Below are 13,541 nucleotides of genomic sequence, written 5' to 3'. Positions count from 1 at the left end.
GTCATCCGACGCCACCCTCTCCCATTAGTTGCTTACCGCAAACATATAACTGGAGGCAGGGTTCGTCCATTCCCGTTCTTCCGGCTTTTTTCTCCCTACCGTCGCCGGGCGGGCAGGAGGAAGAGCTCAGTCGAGCAGCTTGGCCCGCAGCCGCTCGGTGTCGGCGTCGGTCCAGCCGATCCGCTGCAGCGCCTGCTGCACACTGCCGTACTCCTCGACCAGGTGGTCGATGAAGGCGCGCATGGTGTCCGGCCGGGTCATGTGCGAGCTCAGCGGCCGGCCTGCCAGGTTCTCCCGGTAGGTGGTGGAGGCCGACAGCCGGTCGATGATCAACTGCATCCGTTCCGAGGACAGTGCGTAGTCGTCGATCACCGCGTCCTCCTCGGCACCGACAAGCATCAGGGCCAGCGCGATGGTGGTCCCGGTGCGGTCCTTGCCGGCGGCACAGTGCACCAGCACCGCACCCTCGGCTTCGGCGATGGTACGCAGGGCGCCGGCGACCTGGGCCGGCTTGTCGGCGAGGTAGGACAGGTAGTGCGAGGCATAGGGATTGTCATGCTTGACCGTCGCCTCGAGCCCGACCCAGGGCAGTGCACGGGCGGCGACCTCGGCCACATCCTCCTCATCGTCGGTCGGCAACGGGGTGTGGTCGGCCTCGGGCAGGAAGGTGTAGCGATGCACCCTCACCGAGGGTTCGGAGTTCATCGGTCCGGGGCCTTCCCGGGTGACCTCGAAGTCGCTGCGCAGGTCGATCACATCGGTCAGGCCCAGCTCGAGGAGTTGCCCGACATCGGCCGGGGTCAGGTCCTGCAGATTGTCCGAGCGGAGCAGCCGGCCCGGCTGCACCGACCTGCCGTCGGCGGTGGGCGTACCTCCCAGATCACGCGCGTTCACCAGGGACTCGAAGCTCAACCACGCCATGGCGCCGAGCCTATCCGGACCGGCCCGTCGGCAGCGGGCCGGTCCGGCATCAGGCGTGCACCGGTCGGGCGAAGGTACGCGGGTCGGCGGTCCGGCTGCGGACCACCGCGGCGATCGCGGCGACGGTGCTGAGCAACAGCCAGAGCAGACAGCCGATGACGGCGTCGGTCAGCCCGGCACCATCCATCACCACCGCCCGGATCCCGGTCAGGGCCGGCGTCAACGGGGAGAACGGCAGCAGCGCGGAGAACCACCCCGGTACGGCCGAGAGGATCCCCGAACCGGCGGTCAGCACCACCATCGCCACCGAGATCAGCCGGCCGAAGCCGCCGAGCCAGGCGACGAGCGCATGGTTCACCGCGAGGAAGGTCCAGCCGGCGAAGACCAGGAAGGCGAAGACGCCGATCACCTTGCCGAAGCTCAGGTCCAGCACGATCTGGCCGACGATGGTCAGCGCCAACGCCTGGACGGCAGCGATCACAGCGCCCGGGGTCAGTGCCCTCGCCACCAACCGTGCGGAGGACTCCCGGGACCGCAGCACACCGGACGGTACGGCCGAGAGCACCAGGAAGGTCGCAAGGCCGCCCAGCCAGAGGGCCAGGATCATCAACAAGGTCGTGGCCGTCGATTCCGGCAGCAGCGCACCGCCGCCGCTGTCGACCGTGGTGACGGGCTCCGAGACCATGGTCGAGAGCCGATTGCGCTCGGCACTGCTGTAGCTCGGCAGGTCGTCCAACGAGTCGTCGATGTTGGTTGCCAGCTCGTCGGTTCCGTCGGCCAACTGTGAGGAACCGTCCGTCAGCTGCGACCCGGCCTCGTCCAGCTGGGTCATTCCGTCGGCCGCCTGCCCGGCACCGACGGCGACCTGGTCGACGCCGTCGACGTACTGGCCGACCCCGTCGGACAGCTGGGCGGCTCCGGTGGCGAGCTGATCTGCCCCGTCGGCCGCCTGCCCGAGCTGCTCGGGCAGGGCGCCCAGACCGGTGGCCAACTGCTGGGTACCGTCGGCCAACTGGGTCGAACCGGTGGCTGCCTCGCCGACGCCGTCGGCGAGATCCTGCACCCCGGGGGCCAACTGCTCCAACCCGGTCGCGGCCTGGTCCAGGCCGGTGGACAGCTCGGCCGCACCGGGAGTCAACTGCTCCAACCCAGTCGCGGCCTGGTCCAGGCCGGTGGACAGCTCGGCCGCACCCGGGGTCAACTGCTCCAACCCAGTCGCCGCCTGATCCAAACCGGTCGACAACTCAACCGCACCCGGAGTCAACTGCTCCAACCCAGTCGCCGCCTGATCGAGGCCGTCCGCCAACGGGGCGGCTCCCTCTTCGTTCAACTGGTCGAGGCCATCAGCAAGGGCCGCGTTGCCGGTGGCCAGTTCGTCACTACCCGCCGCCAACTGCTGCAGACCACCGTTGAGCTGTGAGGCGAAGTCAACCGCACCGTCGGCCCATTGGACCGCTCCATCGGCGAACTCGGTGGCTCCCGTGGCGAAACCGCTGATCGCGGCGGTGATCTGCGCTCCTCCGTCCCGCAGCTGCGGGGCGGCTGCGGCCAGCTGATCGGCATTGGCAGACACTTCCTCGGCGCCGTTGATCAGCTCGGGCAGCTCCTCGGCGAAAGCGGTCAGCTCGTCGGCCAACTGCTGCACACCGGAGTCGAGCGCGGAGGTGCCGTCGGCCAGGGACGCCGCGGCATCAACCAGCGAGCCGTCCTCGGAGTCGAGCGCCGCATCAGCGGCCTGTGCGCTGTCGGCGGCACCGGCGAGGTAGGCCTCGCACAACTCGTCACCGTTCTCCTCCCCGTCGTAGGGGCAGTCCAGCCCGGCTCCCTGCTCGAGCTGCCCGAGGTACTGCTGGTACTCGTTCAACCCACCGCTCAGTGCAGACGCACCGGAATCGACTTGGCTGGAGGCATCCGAGAGCTGCTCCAGGTCGTCTGGATCGACCGCGTCCAGTTGCTCCACGCCGTCGGTCAGGGGCTGGATGCCTTCGCTGTTGAGCTGCTCGAAGCCTTCGGTGAAGTCCTCCAAGCCTTCTTGCTGTTGCTCGGCGCCTTCACTCAGTTGCGCGAGTCCAGTTGGGAGAACTTGTAAGCCATCGGCACCCTGCCGCAAGCGAGTAGCTCCATCCATCAGCTTGTCGGAGCCGTCCGCAAACTCTCGCAGCCCCGCGGCCAACTCCGTGTTGCCCTGACTCAGTTCGCGCGCGCCAGCGGCCGATTCGGTCAGCGCCCCACCGACCTGCTCGGCACCATCGGCCGACTGCCGAACGCCCGGCGTGATCTGCCCCAGACCACCAGCGATCTCCGCAGAACCATCCGCCGACTGCCGAATCCCCGGCGTGATCTGCTCCAAACCACCAGCAATCTCCGCAGAACCATCCGCCGACTGCCGAATCCCCGGCGTGATCTGCCCCAAACCACCAGCAATCTCCGCAGAACCATCCGCGGCACCGCGGACGCCGGGGGCCAACTGGTTCAGCCCGGTGGCCGCCTGCTGGCCGCCGGCCGCTGCCTCACCGAGACCGGTGGACAGATCACTCATACCGTCGGCCAGTTGCTGGGTCTGCGCGGGCAGCTCGGCGGTGCCGTCGGCAGCCGTCTGCAGGCCGGTGGCGAGTTCACCTGCGCCGGACGCCAGCCCGGCGGTACCACTGGTCAGTTCGCCACCATTGGCCGACAGTTGATCGAGGCCGTCGGCGAGTTCGCCGATCCCGTCACCGGCCTGGGAGACGCCGTCGGTGTACTCGTCCAGACCGTCGTCGAGTTGGGAGGCACCGTCGGCGAGCTGGGACGTACCGTCGGCCAGCTCGTGCATACCGTCACCGGTGTCGTTGAACCCGACGTAGACGTTGTCCAGATAGTTCTCGGTCAGCTCCCGGCCCGTGGTCGCCGCAGCCACATTCGCGATCTGCTGACCGATCACCGAATCGGCGACGCCGGAGACCGTCGAGGTCTCGACATGGACGATCGCCTGCGTGGCATCGGCCGCGTCGGAGAAGCTGGTGGCATCCCTGGAGAAGTCCTCGGGGATGGTCACCACCGCCGCGAACTTGCCCGAGGCCAGGCCCTGCTCGGCATTCTCCTGATCGGCCAGCGACCAGGCGAAGTTGTCGTCGTCCTCGGTGATCAGACCGGCAGCGAGCTGCCGTCCGAGCGGTACGAACTCACCGTCGATGTGGGTTCCCTCGTCGAGGTTCACCACTGCCGCCTGCACCCGGTCGAGCCGGTCGCCGGCCCCCCAGGTGGCAGCCAGGAACCCACCGGCCACGATCACCGGGATCAGGAACAACCCGAGCAGGGTCAGCCAGCTCACCGGTTTCCCGGTACGCGCGCGCTCCAACTTCATCGCACCACTCCTGCACCGCCGGCCAGTGCCGGCTCATTGTCACCGGCAGCAGCCGGTGTGGGGGCTTGTTCGGGCTGCGGCCCACGCAACGCGAGATGGTGATACCCACCGGCCAGCAGATGGTCGACCAGGGCGGCATCGGCCACCCCGAGGACCAGCGATCGAGGTGAATCGGCGGCGCCGACGGTGGCGATCAGTTCGGCCAAGAGTTCGCGCTCACCATGGGAGTGCAAGGCGTCGGCACCGTCGACGAAGATCACCGCCGCATCGGAGCGGATGCTGTCGAGCAACTCGTCGGTGACGCTGCGATTGTTCACCGCATCGACGAACTCGGTCCGGCGGCGGACATCGCTGGCCTCGTCCGGCAGCAGGGCACCGGCCACCCGGGCCTGTCCGCCGATGATCTTCATCCGTCCCGACAGCGCCAGCATCATCGGCGCGCGCAGCCCGCTGTCGGCCTCGATCACCAACACCTGTCGCTTCTCCAGCTGCAGATCGACCGGCTGGGTCAGTGGTGTCCCACCGACACCGGGCAGCAGCTCCTCGGTGTAGAGATTCCACCGGTCGGCATCGGCCGGCCATCCGCTCAGCTTCAGCAGATGCGCCAGCCGCTCACCCTCGACATCCATCGACGGAAGCGCCTTGTCCAGCCAGCGCGGCAGCCACCACGCCTTGTCACCGAGCATCGCCAGCACCGCCGGGACCAAGATCATCCGGACGATGAAGGCGTCGATGAAGACACCGACGGCCAGGCCGAAGGCGATCGGCTTGATCGCTCCCTCGCCCTCGGGCACGAAGACGGCGAAGACCGAGAACATGATCACCGCGGCCGCGACCACGACCGGAGCGGAGGCGACGAAGCCGTCCTCGATCGCCTGCCTGGCGGGCTTGCCGTGGGCGTAGTCCTCCCGCATCCGGGAGACCAGGAAGACCTCGTAGTCCATGGCCAGGCCGAACAGGATGCCCATCAACAGGATCGGGAAGAAGGAAATCACCGGCCCGGCCTGCTCCAGATGGATCAGCTCCTTGCCGTACCCCTGGTTGAAGACCAAGGTGGTCGCGCCCATCGCCGCACCGACGCTCAGCAGGTACCCGACGGCTGCCTTGATCGGTACGACCAGCGAACGGAAGACCATCATCAACAAGATCACCGACAGACCGACGACGAAGATGCCGAACGGAACCAGGGCTGCGCCCAGCCGGTCGGTGACATCGATCTGCACGGCGGTGTTTCCGGTGACGGCGGTCTGCACGTCGTACTCGTCCAGCCACTCCGGTTCCATCGCCCGCAGCCGTTCGACCAGCTCGCCGGTCGCCGGGTCGGCCGGACCGGTGGTGGGTACGACCTGGACGATGCCGGTGTCGGCATTTTCGTTCGGTGTGGCCAGCGGCACCTCGGCGACTCCCGGCAGGTCCTCGATGTCGTCGGCGATGCCGTCCATCACGTCCAGCGGATCGTCGGTGCCGATGATGTCGGCGGTCACGATCAGCGGCCCGTTGTATCCGGGTCCGTAGTACTCGGTCACCAGATCGTAGGTGATCCGGTCGGGCTGGTCCGACGGGTTCTCACCACTGTTCGGCAGGGCCAGGGTCAGTCCGGCGGCGGGCAGCGACAGGGCCCCCAGGGCGGCAACCACCACCACGACGGTCAGGATCGGCACCTTCGTCACCGCCCGGACCCACAGCAGGAAGAAGCCCTTCCGTGGCTTCTTCGCCGCCCGGTCCGGCGCCGCTGCCGGGAAGGAGCCGTTGACCGAAGCTCCATTCGCCCCAGCTCCATTGGCCGACACCCCGTCGACCGACGAGCCGTTGGTCAGGGCGGTCGGCGTGGTGACCTGCTGTCGGCCCCCGCCGGCGCCGTTCCTCCGCGCGACCCGTTCATGCTTCTTCGGCCGCGGCCGCAACCGTTCACCGGCGAAACCGAGAAGCGCCGGCAGCAGCGTGAGCGCGATCAGCACCGCCAGGGCGACGGTCAACGCCGCGAATCCGCCCATCACGGTGAGGAACGGGATGTTCGCCACCGCCAACCCGCACAGGGCGATGATCACGGTCAGACCGGCGAAGACGACCGCCGAGCCGGCGGTGGCGACCGCCCTGGCCGCCGACTCCTCCACCGGCATCCCGGCCCGCAGCTGGTCGCGGTGGCGGGAGATGATGAACAGCGCGTAGTCGATCCCGACCGCCAGACCGAGCATCATCGCCAGCATCGGGGTGGTCGAACTGATGCTGGACAGACTGGTGGACAGCAGCAACAAGGACATCGAGACCGCGACACCGATAATCGCGGTGATCAGCGGCATACCGGCGGCAATGATCGACCCGAGGGTGATCGTCAGCACCACCAGGGCGATCGCCACGCCGAGCAGTTCGACGACGCTCAGCCCGGGGATGCTGACGTTGTAGACCTCACCGCCGAGATCGGCAGTCGACCCCGCGGGCAGCTCCTGTCGGAGCTGCTCGGTCACCTCCTGCAGTTGGGCATCGTCGGCGTCGCTGAAGTCGGTCTGTTCGATGTCCAGCTGCAGTTGCAGCAGGGCTGCCCGGTGGTCGGAGTTGATCAGTCCTTCGACCTGGTCGTCATAGGGATCGGCCACACTGTCGACGAAGTCCAGGTCCTCGGCGTCGTCGCGGAAGTCCTCGATCGCCTCCTTGTAATCGGCTTCCTCGATGTCTCCGCCCTCGGGGGTGACCACGACCACCAGCGCCGAGGTCCCCGCCACCTGCGGGAAGGTCTGCTCGAGCTGGTCCAGGGCCGCCATCGATTCCGCGCCCGGGATCTCGAAGTCGTCGTTGAACGGCTGCATGACGACGGCACCGATCCCACCGAAGGCGAGCAGGGCCAGCAGCCAGGCGGCCAGCACCCGACCGCGCCGGCGGAATGCCAGCCGTCCAAGTGCATACAGGTATCTCGACATCACGGTCCTCAACTGGGGGATCGAACTCGATACATCGATGTATCCGATACGGTACTGTATCCAGTAGATGTCGATGTCCCAACCCTGAAGGTTCGTAGATTCCGATGACGCAGATCAGCGAGCGCCGCGCGCAGACCCGGGAGAAGCTGGCCGACGCCGCGACCGAGGTCTTCGCCGAGCGGGGGATCCTTGCCGCGACCGTGGAGGAGATCTGCGAGAGCGCCGGATTCACCCGGGGTGCGTTCTACTCCAATTTCGGCTCCAAGGACGACCTGGTCATCGCCTTGGTCGAGCGCTGGAAGCGCGTGAACCTCGACCACACCATCGAGATCCTCGGCCTGCTGGCCGAGACCGATGCCGAAGTCAGCTTCGACCGGCTGACCGACGGGGTGGCCGACCTGATGCTGCGGTTGCAACCGCCGACCCGTACCGATGCGTTGCTGCAGGCCGAGATCGAGCTCTATGCCGCCCGCTCACCGCGCTTCGCCCAGCAGCACCGGGTGCTGCTGGACGGCCTGCTGCGCTCGGTCGCCGAACTGATGCGCAAGGCGGTGCTGAGTGTCGACTTCGTCTGGGTGATCGAGGAGACCGAAGCGGCCGAGCTGTTCTTCATGCTGCACACCTACATCGCCTCGGAGCTGTTGCTGACCGGCAGTTTCGACCGGGCCAAGTTGGTCCGGATCCTCAAACCGCTGCTGCAGTCACTGTTGCTGCCGCGGCACCCCCAGGAAGACTGACTTCCGGCGCCACCGCGGACGGGTCGGTGCTCAGCTGGCCCATTCACCGGTGAAGTACAGCCACGCCCAGAGCACCATCATCAGCGGACTGATCACCATCCAGCCGACCCGGAACACCGTCTGCGCACGAGCACCCAGCGTGGTCTTCGGCTCGACCAGCAACAGATGGGCGAGCATCACCCACAACGGGAACCAGATCAGGATCGCCCGGTTCACCGACTGCAACCAGTAGGAGGTGGAGAAGGCCAGCAGTTGCACCGCCACATAGGCGGCCTCGGCCCACAGCTTCTTCCGGACGCACCAGCCGACCACGACGAAACCGAGGAACCAGGCGACCGCCTCCAGGACGAAGATCAACATGATGAACGGCTGGTCGACATAGGAACCGTTCGGGTCGAGCACCTTCAAGGTGTTCTCCACCGAGGTCCAGGGCATGGTGAACGATCGCGCCCAGCCCTCCTCCTGGGCCTGTGACCAGGCCGACCAGTTTCCGGTCAGCAGATACAGGTAGACGGTGTAGGCGCCGAGCAGGGCGACCGAGACGACCAGCCAGGCGAGTCGACGCAACCGTCCGCGCCAGTCGATCCCGGCCCAGACCAGGATCATCACCACCAGGGCGCCGATCAGGAACAGCCCCGACACCCGGACGGTGCTGGCCAATCCGGCCAGCAGGGCGGCCTGCCACCAGCGATCGGCCCGGGCGCGCTGCCAGGCCCAGAAGGCGAAGGCACAGAACAGTGATTCGGAGTACGGCATCATCGTGAACACCGCCATCGGGGCGAAGATCCAGCCGAATGCCGCCCAGCGCCCGCCGAGCTTCACCAGCGCAGCAGCAGCCACCAGCGAACAGGCGGTGGCGATCAGCACACCCCAGACGGCGATGCTGAGCCGGATCGTCTCCGGATCGCTGCTGAGACCGAACAACTGCACCGGGTTCAGCTGCAGCACCATCGGCCAGCCGGGGTAGAACGCGCGATAGGTGGTGTCGATCGAGGGGTACCAGTACTGGGCGATGGTCATGAAGCGTTCGGTGTCCCAACGCCAGATGATCTCGAAGAAGGACAGTCCGAGGACCATCATCACCATCGCACCGGTGAGCACGATCGAGGCCCGGCCGATCAACCAGACGCCGACGATCTCCCGGAATCCGCCCGGCCCCTCCTTCATCGGCGGGGCCAGCGGCGCCAGCGCGGGCGTACCCGGCTCGGCCTCGCCACGCCAGAAGCGGCCCCACAGCACCGGCCACGGGATCAGGTACGCCCGCCAGCGCGCCACCCACTCCGCATCGGCGGCACCGCGCAGGACTCCGGCGCCCGGGTCCTCCCCGCCGCGGGTCCGTGCCGGATCGCGAGCCGGTCGCCAGATGTCGACCACCACCATCGCCGCCACCCAGGTCTGGGTGGCCATCCGCAGCACGACCGCCAGATCGTAGGCCGGGGCCCCGTCACCGGCAGAGCTGTCCAGGGAACCGCCCAGGTAGGCCCAGACGGCGAAGACGTAGAAGACCTCGCCGAAGCTGAAGATCGCCCAGTCCCGCCAGTTCGGCCGGGCGATCACCATCAGCGCGGCCAGCAGCAGCGCGTACTGCGGGCGGTAGTCGGCATTGGTGACGAACATCGCCCAGACCACCAGGTAGCTGACCTGGGCGACCCGCGGGCGGCGTTCGGCGAGGAAGGCCACCGCGGCGATCCCGATACAGGCGAGGATGAACAGCACGGTCGACAGGTCGCCGACCTCCGGCACCTCGGTACCGGCCTGACCGAGCACGTACCAGATCGATCCGAGGCTGGTGTTGGCCGTCCAGGACTCCGTCCAGGCTGCCGGGGCGAGCAGCATCACCGGCAGGTTCACCAGGGCCCAGGTCAGCAGGAAGGCACCGAGCAGGTTCAGCCACTCGGGGACCCGACGGCCCCGGATGCAGACGATCAGCAGCGCGATCAGCAGCACCGCCGGGTAGATCCGGGCCGCCATCGCCAGGCCGAGGAAAGCACCGGCGGCGACCGGGTTGCGGCGCGACCACAGGGCCAGGGCGACCATGGTGAGGGCGACGGCGAAGAGGTCGAAGTTGATCAGGCCGGTCATCACCACCGCCGGGGAGACGGCGAGCATCACGCCTTCACGCCAGCGTCGCTGGATCCGGGCGGTGGCGAAGACCGCGACCAGGAAGCAGCCGAAGAGGACGACCGTGGCGAATCCGATGAAGGTCGAGGCATCGGCATCGGTGACGGCACCGGTTTCGGCGCCGAAGGCGCCCATGACGAACCGGATCACCTCGATCAGGTAGCCGGTCAGCACCGGCTGATCGATCGCGGAGTCGAAGTAGACCTGATTGCCCGCGCCACCGAGCGCGGTGTAGATCGGCGACAGGTCGGAGTAGCAGAAGTTGGCGAACCCGTCACCGCCACCGGGCAGACATGCCTGCTGCCGGATGGTGGTGACCAACCAGGTGAGCGTCGCCAACAGGGCGAGCAGCACCGGCATGTTCACCCAATTGCCGACGCCCGTGGCATGCTGCCCCGGCGGCCCGCCGAAGGCATCGCGTACCCGCTCGGCGAAGCCCCGCGATGGGGTGGACGGGTTCGCCGGTACGACCGGCGGGCGGGTCTGGGTAGCACTCATCGAATGCCTCCAGCGGGGACGGTCAGCCGATCAGTTGTCGTCGGAGTCGGAGTCGGAACCGGAGTTCGAGTTGCCCGAATTGCTGCCGGTGTCACCTCCCGATCCGGAACCGGATCCGGAGCCTGAACCACTGCCACCCGAGCCGCTGCCCGAGTCCTCACCTTCTTGTTCGCCGCCGCCACCGGAACTGTCGTCACCATCGCCCGACTCGCCACCGTCACCGTTGCCAGATTCCTCATCACCGCCGGAACCCTCGTTGTCACCACCGTTGCCGGAGCCGCCGCCGCCATTGTCGGACTCGTCATCATCATCGGAGCCAGAGCCACCGGTCGGCCTACTGCTCGGCTCCGAGCTCTGCTCGTCACCGCCGGAATCACTGGGTTCCGGAGCACTGGTCCGCTCCGAGGAGCTGTCGTCGTCGTTCGATCCGCCGCCGGAGTTCGAGCTGCCCGTGTTCGGCGGCTGCTGCCGGGGTTCGGTCGTGCCGTCGGTCTTCTCCTTGTCGACGAAGGCCGGCTCCGGGAAGTCCTCCACCGCCATGTCGGCGACGGCGACCTCCATGTACTGCTCCCAGGCCTGCGCGGGGTAGGTACCGCCGAAGAACGTCGAATCACCCGGACGAGCATAGGGGTCGAGGTCGCCATTGCCGTCGTCCCCGGCAACGAACATCACCGCGGTCGAGACCTGCTTGGTGGTGCCGACGAACCAGGACGAGGTGACGTCGTTGCTCTCCACCCCGTCGACCTCACGCCGGACACCGTTCGTTCCGGTCTTGCCGGCAACCGGACGGTTCAGGGTTCCGACCGCGGAGCCGGTGCCGTCGTCGACCACCTGCTGCATGGCGTAGGTGACATCCGACATCACATCGGCGTCGAAGGCCCGCTCACCCTCCGAATCGTCCTCGTAGAGCACCCGGCCGGACGGGTCGGTCACCTTGCTGACGATGTGCACGTCGTTGCGTACCCCTTCGTTGGCGAAGGTCGCATAGGCGTTGGCCATGTTCATCGGACTCACCTCGGCGATACCGAGCGCGACCACCGGTACGGCATCCCAGCCGCTGCCTTCCGGCGCCCCGGCAGCCACGGCCGCGTCGATCACCTTCTGCGGACCGTTGGGGTTCATCGCCATCGTCAGATCGACGAACGCCGTGTTGATCGACTGGGCGGTGGCCTGGATCAGGTTCACCGTGCCGTAGGTCCAGCCGTTCTCGTTGCTGACCGGCCGGTCGGCACCCTCGGGCAGGTAGGAGTTGCCCTCGAAGTAGTCGTTCAGGCTGTAGCCGTCCTCCAGTCCGGCAGCCAGGGCGAACGGCTTGAAGGTGGAACCGGTCGGGCGTGCCGTACCGGCCCAGTTGCGCTGGCTCTCCACGTAGTCCTCGCCGCCGTAGAGCGCGCGCAGCCCACCGTTCTCGGTGTCGACCGAGGCCATACCGATGTGCAGACCACTGCCGTCGTCGTCCTCGGGGTTGTTCGCCGCGGCCTCCTTCTGCTTGGCCTCGGCCGCCTTCACCATCGCGTCCTGACTGTCCTTGTCGACGGTGGTGGTGATGGTCAGCCCGCCGCCCTGGATCTTCGCCTCGTCCAGACCGGCCGCCACCAGTTCGTCCTGCACCATCTTCAGCAGGAAGCCGTTCGGGCCGCCGAAACGTTCGTTCTTCTTGATCTCGGGGAAGTCGGGGAGTTCGGCCTGCAGCGGTGCGGCGTCGGCAGCCGAGAGGGTCCCCATCTCGACCATGCCGTCGAGGACGTACCGGTAGCGGTCGAGCAGCCGGTCGGCATTCTCGTCGCCCTCGGCGGGATCGTTGCTGCCGGGGTTGTTCAGGATCGCGGCCAGCGCCGCCGACTCGGCGACGTCGAGGTCCTTGGCGTCCTTCTCGAAGTAAGCCTGTGCGGCGGCCTGCACTCCGTAGGCGCCACGGCCGAAGTAGATCGTGTTCAGGTAGCCGGCCAGGACATCTTCCTTGCTGACCTCGCGGTTCAGCTTGTAGGCGAGCAGCAGTTCGGTGAACTTGCGCTGCATCGTCTGCTCGGGCGAGAGGTACATGATCTTGATGTACTGCTGGGTGATGGTCGAGCCACCCTGGATGTCGCCACCGGTGAGGATGGTGAAGGCCGCCCGGGTCATACCGGAGACAGAGAATCCGGGGTCGGTCCAGAAGGTACGGTTCTCGGCCGCGATCGCGGCGTCCTTCATCGACTGCGGGATCTCGTCGTAGGAGATGGTCTGCCGATTCTGGACCTGGAACCGGCCCATCTCGGTCTCGCCGTCGGCGAAGTAGACCTCGGTGGTGTTGGTCTGGAAATCCGCATTCGGGTCGGGGATGTCGGTACGCGCGTAGGCAACGCCCACCCCGGCCACACCCAACAGCACCACGACCACAGCAGCAATCAGGATTCCGCCGAACACCTTGCGGAGCTTGGAGCCCTTCGCCGGCCCGTCCGATCGAGCCCGTGCTCCCACTGCCTTGCCGTCACTCGCAGCGGACTTGCGTCCGTTCCGCTTGCCCGGTTCAGCCATAGATGTCCTCAACTGTCTTCTGTCGTCGTGGCGGGCGCCGCTTCTTGCCGTCACCCATCAGCCACGAACTGGTCATGAAATTCCATCCGCACTCGGTGCAGACCTCCACCTGGCAGACCTTGAACTCACCGAACTCATGAGCCATCGGCTCGAGTTCGACGGTCGCCTTGATCCGCCCGGAATACTGCCCCAACTGCTTACCGAAGACGTAATGCAGGACCTGCAGGGTCGACGACGCGCAGACCGGACAGGGCGCCTCGGCGGGCTCCCCGTGGTGCAGCGCCGAACGAACCAGCATCGGATCGGCATCACAGACCTCGGCGCGGCTCAGCGTGTTGCTGCGTTGTCGCATGGAGGCAAGGGTTCGCCGCCGCTGCAACGAGAAATCCACCACCTCACGCTGAGACCACATGGACCAAGGGTACGAGTCGATCAACCCGCTGGTCAGCGGTTGTGCACAGTTGCGGGAGACGGGTGCGCCCAGGCAGT

7 protein-coding genes are annotated in these 13,541 nt (G+C 67.2%); 1 reads left to right on the top strand and 6 read right to left on the bottom strand.

The genetic code is table 11. From position 1 onward, the window contains the following. Positions 1-126 precede the first annotated feature (126 nt). Genes CLV29_RS12790 through CLV29_RS12780 form a run of 3 tightly spaced genes read right to left on the bottom strand, consistent with a single transcriptional unit; the run spans position 127 to position 7,179 of the window. Positions 127-921, bottom strand: coding sequence for a tyrosine-protein phosphatase (locus CLV29_RS12790; protein WP_133755465.1), 795 nt, complete (start codon positions 919-921; stop codon positions 127-129). Between the two features lie 49 nt (positions 922-970). Next, on the bottom strand, positions 971-4,264 hold the full coding sequence (locus tag CLV29_RS12785; RefSeq protein ID WP_133755464.1) for a YhgE/Pip family protein: 3,294 nt from the start codon (positions 4,262-4,264) through the stop codon (positions 971-973). Further along, a complete protein-coding gene (locus tag CLV29_RS12780; RefSeq protein WP_133755463.1) occupies positions 4,261-7,179 on the bottom strand; it encodes an MMPL family transporter in 2,919 nt (972 codons plus the stop codon). The genes CLV29_RS12785 and CLV29_RS12780 overlap by 4 nt, the downstream gene beginning before the upstream one ends. A gap of 104 nt (positions 7,180-7,283) precedes the next feature. Here CLV29_RS12780 and CLV29_RS12775 point away from each other — a divergent pair, with 104 nt between their 5' ends. Next, a complete protein-coding gene (locus CLV29_RS12775) occupies positions 7,284-7,916 on the top strand; it encodes a TetR/AcrR family transcriptional regulator (RefSeq protein ID WP_243831923.1) in 633 nt (210 codons plus the stop codon). Between the two features lie 30 nt (positions 7,917-7,946). Here CLV29_RS12775 and CLV29_RS12770 read toward each other — a convergent pair whose 3' ends face one another. The 3 genes from CLV29_RS12770 to CLV29_RS12760 are packed head-to-tail and all read right to left on the bottom strand — an operon-like array spanning position 7,947 to position 13,464. Continuing rightward, a complete protein-coding gene (locus tag CLV29_RS12770; protein ID WP_133755461.1) occupies positions 7,947-10,535 on the bottom strand; it encodes a glycosyltransferase family 87 protein in 2,589 nt (862 codons plus the stop codon). A gap of 30 nt (positions 10,536-10,565) precedes the next feature. Beyond that, on the bottom strand, positions 10,566-13,052 hold the full coding sequence (locus tag CLV29_RS12765) for a transglycosylase domain-containing protein (RefSeq protein ID WP_133755460.1): 2,487 nt from the start codon (positions 13,050-13,052) through the stop codon (positions 10,566-10,568). Continuing rightward, positions 13,045-13,464, bottom strand: coding sequence for a DUF5318 family protein (locus tag CLV29_RS12760; protein ID WP_133755459.1), 420 nt, complete (start codon positions 13,462-13,464; stop codon positions 13,045-13,047). Before CLV29_RS12760 ends, CLV29_RS12765 begins: the two co-directional genes overlap by 8 nt. Positions 13,465-13,541: the final 77 nt, after the last annotated feature.

The organism is Naumannella halotolerans, assembly GCF_004364645.1.
GTDB classification, from domain to species: Bacteria; Actinomycetota; Actinomycetes; order Propionibacteriales; family Propionibacteriaceae; genus Naumannella; species Naumannella halotolerans.
Note: the sequence above shows the minus strand (reverse complement) of the source record. Positions and strands in the feature narration are given on the sequence as shown.

Coding starts and splice junctions, on each gene's coding strand:
- CLV29_RS12770 (WP_133755461.1), bottom strand. CDS start 10,535: ATGAGTGCTACCCAGACCCGCCCGCCGGTCGTACCGGCGAACCCGTCC.
- CLV29_RS12760 (WP_133755459.1), bottom strand. CDS start 13,464: ATGTGGTCTCAGCGTGAGGTGGTGGATTTCTCGTTGCAGCGGCGGCGA.
- CLV29_RS12780 (WP_133755463.1), bottom strand. CDS start 7,179: ATGTCGAGATACCTGTATGCACTTGGACGGCTGGCATTCCGCCGGCGC.
- CLV29_RS12790 (WP_133755465.1), bottom strand. CDS start 921: ATGGCGTGGTTGAGCTTCGAGTCCCTGGTGAACGCGCGTGATCTGGGA.
- CLV29_RS12765 (WP_133755460.1), bottom strand. CDS start 13,052: ATGGCTGAACCGGGCAAGCGGAACGGACGCAAGTCCGCTGCGAGTGAC.
- CLV29_RS12785 (WP_133755464.1), bottom strand. CDS start 4,264: ATGAAGTTGGAGCGCGCGCGTACCGGGAAACCGGTGAGCTGGCTGACC.
- CLV29_RS12775 (WP_243831923.1), top strand. CDS start 7,284: ATGACGCAGATCAGCGAGCGCCGCGCGCAGACCCGGGAGAAGCTGGCC.